At 37.2% G+C, this 5,926-nt stretch carries 6 protein-coding genes and 1 pseudogene; 4 read left to right on the top strand and 3 right to left on the bottom strand.

Features of this window, described 5'->3' with window-relative positions; genetic code table 11:
- Nucleotides 1–74: 74 nt before the first annotated feature.
- From AMDU4_RS09895 to AMDU4_RS09885, 3 genes are all read left to right on the top strand, one after another.
- The gene (locus tag AMDU4_RS09895) at nucleotides 75–1,292 is read left to right on the top strand and encodes an MFS transporter (RefSeq protein ID WP_021787844.1); all 1,218 of its coding nucleotides are present in this window, start codon (nucleotides 75–77) and stop codon (nucleotides 1,290–1,292) included.
- A gap of 29 nt (nucleotides 1,293–1,321) precedes the next feature.
- Nucleotides 1,322–2,584, top strand: a complete 1,263-nt coding sequence (locus AMDU4_RS09890; RefSeq protein WP_021787843.1) for an MFS transporter — start codon at nucleotides 1,322–1,324, stop codon at nucleotides 2,582–2,584.
- Between the two features lie 247 nt (nucleotides 2,585–2,831).
- Nucleotides 2,832–3,035 (top strand): ribbon-helix-helix protein, CopG family, encoded by a 204-nt coding sequence (locus AMDU4_RS09885; RefSeq protein ID WP_021787842.1) that lies wholly within the window; start codon nucleotides 2,832–2,834, stop codon nucleotides 3,033–3,035.
- A gap of 157 nt (nucleotides 3,036–3,192) precedes the next feature.
- On the opposite strand, the gene AMDU4_RS09880 is transcribed toward AMDU4_RS09885, so the two are convergent.
- Nucleotides 3,193–3,402 (bottom strand): hypothetical protein, encoded by a 210-nt coding sequence (locus AMDU4_RS09880; protein ID WP_021787841.1) that lies wholly within the window; start codon nucleotides 3,400–3,402, stop codon nucleotides 3,193–3,195.
- Between the two features lie 97 nt (nucleotides 3,403–3,499).
- Here AMDU4_RS09880 and AMDU4_RS09875 point away from each other — a divergent pair.
- Nucleotides 3,500–3,643: pseudogene (locus tag AMDU4_RS09875) on the top strand (winged helix-turn-helix transcriptional regulator); the annotation flags it as partial.
- Between the two features lie 272 nt (nucleotides 3,644–3,915).
- Here AMDU4_RS09875 and AMDU4_RS09870 read toward each other — a convergent pair.
- Complete coding sequence (locus tag AMDU4_RS09870) at nucleotides 3,916–5,181, bottom strand: tRNA (cytidine(56)-2'-O)-methyltransferase (RefSeq protein WP_021787840.1); 1,266 nt, start codon at nucleotides 5,179–5,181, stop codon at nucleotides 3,916–3,918.
- Nucleotides 5,178–5,678 carry an ArsR family transcriptional regulator gene (locus AMDU4_RS09865; protein WP_021787839.1) on the bottom strand — a complete coding sequence of 167 codons (501 nt, stop codon included), beginning with the start codon at nucleotides 5,676–5,678 and terminating at the stop codon, nucleotides 5,178–5,180. The genes AMDU4_RS09870 and AMDU4_RS09865 overlap by 4 nt, the downstream gene beginning before the upstream one ends.
- Nucleotides 5,679–5,926 lie beyond the last annotated feature (248 nt).

Below are 5,926 nucleotides of genomic sequence, written 5' to 3'. Positions count from 1 at the left end.
ATACTTGACTCCGTAAATTGCTTCTTGAACTTTATAACATATATTTATTAGTTCCAGTGCAATAGTTTCTCAAAGTGGTGGATATCCCCAAAAGCAACAGTTATTTATTAAAAATGAATGCCATACATCTTGGCACTAATTATTTATGGATTTCATATGAATCATATATATTGCCTATTGAATTGTTGTCTTTTAATCAAAGCAGTTTATTCCTCGGGATAATAGCTTTCATAGGAACCGCCCTGGGAGTTTTCATTGGCCTTTTTTTCGGCACATTAAGCGATAAGTACAACTTTGGATGGGGGCGGCGTGGTCCCTATATTCTTGCAGGGGCAGTATTTATAGTGCTTTCAATGTTTCTCAATGAAACTATAACAATTACACTGGTAGGTGTTCTACTTGGTTATATAATGATACAGGTATCATCAAATATATCAGTAGGTGCATACCAGCCCCTCTACGCCGATATTCTGGAAAGGAACGAGAGGGGGAAGGCCACGGGAATAGGTGGCATATTCAGGCTTTTGGGATCTATGATGGGGTACAGCATTACCGGTTTTCTTATTGATACAGCTTACAGGCAATATGTCCTTGTTTTAATATCAATTGTTGTTATAATTACTGCCTTCCTGTCAGCAAATACCATAAAGAAATCTGATATTATAATAAAACAGGACAAGCCCGGGATAGGAAAATTATTCCTGGACATGTTCAATTTGAAGGAGGGCATAAAGAACTACATATATGTGGTAATTGGGAGTTTTATGGTGTTTTCTGGAGTTATTGGCCTGTCTTTTTTCGAACTTTACTTTTTTAAGTATATATTGCATTATGCAAATCCAGCATATTACGTCTCAATAGCCGGCATTGTGGTACTTATTGTATCTGCGGCCGCATCATTTATTTTCGGTGTTTTATCCGATAAAATAGGCAGAAAAAACATTCTTGTTTATATAACGGTTATCGGCGGAATAGCTATGATCCTTATTCCGGAATTTGAAAAATTTGTTTATTTTCTTGTGCTTGGTTCTATAATAGGGATATCCTATGGAGTTTTCATGAGTGTCTCAGATGCACTAGCCAGTGATATGGCACCACCAGGCAGTTCTGGAAAGTTTATGGGATATTACAATATTGCTATAGGAGGTGCATCCTCTCTTTCCCCCTTAATATATGGGCTTATTCTTTATTTTTCCAGTTCATACTCACTGGGTTTTAGGTACGTATTCTATGCTGCAGGGATATTCTTCTTCATAGGATTTGCAATGTTTTATAAAATAAGAAAGGATTAATTTATAAGCTATTTTCATATTGATTGTAAATGAGCAGGTATTCACTGAAGTCCTTCAGATATATTTTTGGCATGAATTCCGTATATCTTGGCAGCAATTATCTGTGGACTTCTTTTGAATCATTGTTTCTTCCATATGAGATAGAATTATTATTGCCTGTAGATGTTCAAGCAATTTATCTGGGGCTCATTGCCTTTTTCGGCATAATTATAGGGATTGCCTTTAACTTCATTTCAGGGACATTATCCGACCGTATCCGTTCAAGGCTTGGAAAGAGAAGGCCCATGATTTTACTTGGGTCTATTATTGTCGTGTTTGCACTTGTGCTTTTTATCCTCATCAAGGATAGCCTGACTGTCATATTTATTATTTATATTCTTATAGAAATTGGGTCTAATATTGCATATGGATCTTACAGGCCACTGATCAGGGACGTGATACCCCCATCACAGAGAGGGGCGTCCTCTGGAATCGGCGGGTTTTTTACCCTCATTGGCTCTGCCCTCGGATTTGGCCTTTCTGGGCTCCTGATTGGAACGGGAAGAATAGAACTTGCCTCAATTCTTATTCTTATAACAATAATTGCAGGAGCCTCTGTGACGGTGCTGACAATTAAAAAAGAGGACTACATAAGCAATTCAGAGGTTATCAGCAGGAGGTTGCTAAAAGTCCTTAGAAGTGCCAGCAAATCTGGAAAATTTAAGTGGATGGCTATAGCTAATTTCTTTATAACAATAGGAAGTTCTGGACTGGTGTTTTTTGAATATTATTATTTTGAGTATGCACTTGGCCTTAAGAATGCGGCAATATATGTTGCCATATCAGGAGTTTCGATACTGGTTGTATCGGCTATTTCCACTGTGGCTATTGGAATATTATCAGATCGAATAAATAAGGATGTTCTTCTACTTTCCTTCCCACTTATAAGTGGATTTAGCATATTCTTTATTTCGTTTATACATTTATTTTATCTCTTCTTAATTCTTGGTTCTATTATAGGCATTGCATATGGTAATTATTTTACAATAACAAATTCATATCTGAGCTTCATTGTCCCACATGGAAGTGTGGGCAAATACCTGGCCATATTTCTTGTTTCCACCGAAATAGGGGCAGCATTTTCTCCATTAATATACGGCATAGTGCTTTATATATTTAGAGGTGCTGGAACGCTTGCATATTCCAGGCTTTTCGAGCTTTCATCAATATTTTATTTTCTGGGTTTCATTCTTATATTTTTAAAAGTTGTCAATAGGAAAAATCTAATAAAAAACCCGGGAATAGTCCAGTAAAAGGTTAATTGCTTCTTTCACAGGAAATGGCTATGGTATTCATAGCTGTAAAATTATTGTTTATAAAAATTAACTGGTTAATTCTGCGCATCTGAGGGTAAATCAGGATCTGCGATTTATGGTTGATGAATTATAATATTATTGAAAAATGGGAAACAAAATTATGATAAATTAAACCCTGGACAAACTTGTTCAATGAAGATGAAGGCATAATCATATCTAAATACGAAGATGTTATGGTATTACTATGGTAGGCACAAAAAAAATATCTATATCGATTAATGAAGAGCTAAAAAATGCAATAGATATTTTAGCAGATGGAGAAGGTGTAAGCAGATCGATGCTCATAGAATCTATCCTGATCAATAACAAAAGTATTGCAAGAATAACAAATGCAGAAAGGGTTGATACTGCTTCTGGTATTTATGCAGTGCCTTCCAAAATAAAATAACAAGGCTACTGGAAATATTATATCCTGAAATGAGTTTCCCTAATATTGCTTCTCATATTTCTTCCACTATACTCACCATGCTCACTGGACAAGAAGCGGGAGCTGAAAATTTCTGGATAAAAGTATTACTATGCAGGCAATTAACTATAAATGGTTATTACTCCTCTTTCCCTCCAAATTTCTGTTTTATATATAATATAAGTCTTAAAACAGGGTGACCGTGTGTTGCATCATCACGCCTCCGGCTGTTCCGGGATTTATACAGTACAGACCTGTCTCCATTCCATTCGTTGATAATGTACTTCTCTATTTCTCCATGCTTTCCATCTTTAAAAATCCCAACATCTCTCGGATCTATAGGCATCATAATATCTTATAACCCTAGATAATATATATAGATAATAATTTATAAACTTTATAAAGTAAAATAGATATTTATTTATAGATGTGTCATATATATAATTATGGAAGAATATCCTACTCCTGTAAAAATTATACTTTTATTGAAGAAATATCCCAATATGTCACTTGACGATCTGGCTAAAAAGCTGAAAATCTCTAAAATGGCTGTCCTTAACCACATATCTGTCCTGGAGCAGCAGGGTGCTGTGGCAAGGAAAATAGTCAAGAAAAGTGTGGGAAGGCCCTCATATGCCTTTTATGCCACCGAAGTATCGAACATGAAGTTGGGAACAGGATCTGATGCAATGCTCAATGATTTTATGGATTTTATTAAAAATACAGGAAATGAAAAACTTCTTGAGGAATTTCTAAAGGACAGGTATGGCAGGGTAAAATCCGAATATTCCAGTGTAATGCCACGGAAAGGGCTTGAAGAAAAAGTGAATGCACTTGCAGTCCTGAGGAGGAATGCTGATTATTATCCCGAGGTGAAGAAGTCCCAGGAAAATTTTGAACTGACAGAATATAATTGCCCCATACTGTCCATATCTAAAAATTTCGGCATTGCCTGCTCAATGGAAACACAGATGTTTTCGCAGGTTCTGGATGCTGACGTAAAATCCACCCACAGGCAGGTAAACGGATACAGCGCCTGCAGATTCCTCATATCCCAAAAAAGTGAGGAAAACGAATAATCAGTTATTATCCTTTCCACTTCTCTGCCTATATCATCCAGATCTTTCCCACAAATCCTGGAAAGTTCAGCATGCAGTTTTTTAATTCTTTCAGCGGGTTCATCAAGCCCTTTCAGCCTGTAGCTGTTTACAGTGTCGGAAAGGCTTACTATCACTTTGCCGGATACGAGATTGTCTGCCTGTGCTACTATTTTTTCCTCCAGGGTTTCAGGAATATAATCCCTCTCCGGAAGGCCGAGTTGTTTTGCTTCCTCCGGCAATATTCCGGCTCCAGTGTGTTTTTCCACTATCTTTACGACAGATTCGTCTATGTTTTTCTCCCTGAGAATATCAGCACCTGCAACTGCATGCCCAATTCCGTTGGTCCTTGTTCGCCCTATGTCATGGAGCAATGAGCCTGCCTGGATCAGTTTCATATCTGCATGTGCATATTTTCCGATTGCCATGGCCAATTTATATACTGCTGTCACATGGTCTATAATTCTCTCATTCGCTTTCTCCTCATAAAGAATTTTCATGCATTGCTGTTCATCGGGTATGAACTTGACCATCTTTCCCCTCTCCATGGGAACTACATTCATTTTACCTTCATATGTTTTTTCGAGCTCCCCTCCATTATAAAAACGGTCGAGGAATATGGCAAGAGCGGAGACCTCACTGTGTGGCTGGTTTCCAATGGCAATATTATAATCTGCAATGTTATATGCATCTATGGGCACCTTTTCAGCGCCCACAAGTATTATCATATCCTTTTCCCTTGCAGACTCCCTGATTTCTTCCATGCGATTGCCCACATTTATTCCATACATTGAAAGATTTACCCTTATTCCATTGAAATCACGGAATTCCTTTTTCCAGTTAATTCCAGTTTTTATTGAAAAATTCCCGCCAAAGTTTTCTGTTACCCTATTAACGGTAGTTTCAAGGGTCTCATCCCTTTCATCAACAAGTATCCTGCATGCACCAAATGCCCTGGAAACCAGTGCCACATGTGTTGTTATCCTCTTGTCCCTGAATGGCCTGTGCCCTATTCTCATTACTGTGATCATGCGCCGTTTTCCATTTCTATTCTATAACCTTTGATCGTAAGGACAGATGACCTGTTTACTATTCCCTTTAAAAGTGTCTGGGAAATTTTAAGTGAATCCGCAACATCACCAACAAATACCCCTCCATTGGTCATCATGGCAATTATTTTGTCCTCATATTCCTGTAGCTGTTCATCCTTTAATGTGGTGGCAAATATTATATCTGAAAGATCAGTCATTGAACCTATTAAATTGATCTGCACGTTTGTATAGTAAGTATGGTATGCCTTTTCTGGTCCTTTGTTGCCTGTAATCCACTGGCTCTCTATCATCCTGATCTTGTCTAAATAGTGCAGTGATTTTTTGCCTTCAATGCCATATTTTTCATCTATCTGCTGTATTGTTATCCAGCCAGTGGAAAGATCAAGGAGCAATTTTCTTTTAACTTCAGTATCGGCAGCATGAAATATCGTTACAAGCTCGCCGACATCATTTATAACCTTAATCCTGTTAACCATTCTATACACTATAGCACAATAAAATATAATAATTTCTAATAAATTAAAATAATTTGCAACTGTAAAGAAAAACTTAATGTATTATCTATAAATCGCTATTTGTGAAAAATTACAGTGGCCATATCATATTTGAGGAAAATTTCCAGTGGAAAGATTTAGAAAAATACTTCCCCGACATGTGGGAAATTATTGAAGGGGAGGCAAAACTGAACCCAGAGGAGAAACAGTTTGACGATATATTGCTGGAA

The organism is Ferroplasma sp. Type II (assembly GCF_000496155.1).
This window is presented reverse-complemented; position numbering and strand designations above follow the sequence as displayed.